The sequence below is a fragment of the Mesorhizobium sp. M1E.F.Ca.ET.041.01.1.1 genome (genome assembly GCF_003997355.1).
Lineage (GTDB): Bacteria > Pseudomonadota > Alphaproteobacteria > Rhizobiales > Rhizobiaceae > Mesorhizobium.
In genome coordinates this window covers 1-2,008 of the sequence record NZ_RZSL01000844.1, presented here as the reverse complement: position 1 = coordinate 2,008, position 2,008 = coordinate 1, and the positions used below count along the sequence as shown (strand labels likewise).

General features: G+C 64.4%; 2 protein-coding genes. Both read left to right on the top strand.

Annotation, left to right across the window (positions count from 1 at the left end):
- Window positions 1–13: 13 nt before the first annotated feature.
- Window positions 14–1,516: an Asp-tRNA(Asn)/Glu-tRNA(Gln) amidotransferase subunit GatB gene (gene gatB, locus EOA38_RS34945; protein ID WP_127301369.1), complete on the top strand. Its 1,503-nt coding sequence runs from the start codon at window positions 14–16 to the stop codon at window positions 1,514–1,516.
- A gap of 1 nt (window position 1,517) precedes the next feature.
- On the top strand, window positions 1,518–2,006 hold the full coding sequence (locus EOA38_RS34940) for a GNAT family N-acetyltransferase (protein WP_127301368.1): 489 nt from the start codon (window positions 1,518–1,520) through the stop codon (window positions 2,004–2,006).
- The last annotated feature ends 2 nt before the right edge of the window (window positions 2,007–2,008 follow it).

Here is a 2,008-nt window from a genome sequence, read left to right as displayed (position 1 = left end):
CATCTGGACCACAATGAGCATCATCGATACCCGCACGCCCGATCCGAAACGCCTGATCTCCGGCGCCACCGGCGACTGGGAAATCATCATCGGGCTCGAAGTGCATGCGCAAGTGACGTCCGAGGCAAAGCTGTTCTCCGGCGCCTCGACCTCTTTCGGCGCCGCGCCCAACGCCAATGTCAGCCTGGTCGACGCGGCGATGCCCGGCATGCTGCCAGTGATCAACGAGGAATGCGTCAAGCAGGCGATCCGCACCGGACTTGGCCTGAAGGCGGCGATCAACCACAAGTCGGTCTTCGACCGGAAGAACTACTTCTATCCGGATCTGCCGCAGGGCTATCAGATTTCGCAGTTCAAGCAGCCGATCGTCGGCGAGGGCAAGGTGATCGTCTCCGTCGGGCCGGACCGGCAGGGCGAGTTCGAGGACATCGAGGTCGGCATCGAGCGGCTGCATCTGGAGCAGGATGCCGGCAAGTCGATGCACGACCAGCATCCGACCATGTCCTATGTCGACCTCAACCGCTCTGGCGTTGCGCTGATGGAGATCGTCTCCAAGCCCGACATGCGTTCCGCAGACGAGGCCAAGGCCTATGTCAGCAAGCTGCGCACCATCATGCGCTATCTCGGCACCTGCGACGGCAACATGGACGAAGGATCGCTGCGCGCCGACGTCAACGTCTCTGTGCGCCGTCCGGGCGGCGCCTTTGGCACGCGCTGCGAGATCAAGAACGTCAACTCGATCCGTTTCATCGGCCAGGCGATCGAGTCCGAAGCGCGCCGGCAGATCGCCATTCTTGAAGACGGCGGCGCGATCGAGCAGGAGACGCGCCTGTTCGATCCCAACAAGGGCGAGACGCGCTCGATGCGCTCCAAGGAAGAGGCGCATGACTACCGCTACTTCCCGGACCCCGACCTCTTGCCGCTGGAGTTCGACCAGGCCTATGTCGACGCCTTGGCGCAGCATCTGCCGGAACTGCCCGACGACAAGAAGGCGCGGCTGATCGACTCGCTGGGCCTCTCGGCCTACGACGCCTCGGTGCTGGTGTCGGAAAAGCCGGTCGCCGACTATTTCGAGAAGGTGGCGGCCGGGCGTGACGGCAAGCAGGCCGCCAACTGGGTCATCAACGACCTGCTGGGTGCTGTCAACAAAGCCGGAAAAGATATTGAAAATGCTCCGGTTTCACCTGATCAGCTCGGCGCTGTCATCGACCTGATCAAGGAAGGCACGATCTCCGGCAAGATCGCCAAGGACCTGTTCGAGATCGTCTGGAACGAGGGCGGCGACCCGCGCCAGCTCGTCGAGAGCCGCGGCATGAAGCAGGTCACCGACACCGGCGCCATCGAGAAGGCGGTCGACGAGGTCATCGCCGCCAACCCCGACAAGGCCGAGCAGGCGCGCGCCAAGCCGACCATGGCCGGCTGGTTCGTCGGCCAGGTGATGAAGGCGACCGGCGGCAAGGCGAATCCGCAGGCGGTCAACGAGCTGGTCAAGGCCAAGCTCGGCATCGAGGGCTAGCATGTTCGTGCGGACGGCGAGCGAACGCGATCTCGCCGCCATCCGTGCGCTGCTGGTCGAGACCTGGCATGCCACCTACGATGCCATCTATGGCGCCCGGCGCGTCACCGAGATCACCGATGACTGGCATTCGATCGCCTCGCTCAAGGCGCGGCTGACGCGCCCCAATTCGGAATTCCTGGTGGCCGACGACGGCAAGCGCCTCGGCGGCATTGCGTTCGCTTCCGCCACCACGGACCCGAAGATCGTCCTCCTCAACCAACTCTACGTGCATCCGGACTGTCAGCGGCGAGGGATCGGCCGGTCGCTGCTCGACGAGGTTGAGGCCAGCTTCCCGGAGGCGCGGACACTGCGCCTGGAAGTGGAGGAGGCGAATTCCCCGGCGATCGCCTTCTACGAGGCGCATGGGTTCCGGCCCGCCGGCAGGACTGCCGATTGCGGCGGCGGCTCAGGAATACCCGCGCTCATCCTGGAAAAGCGGCTGGCGTAGAT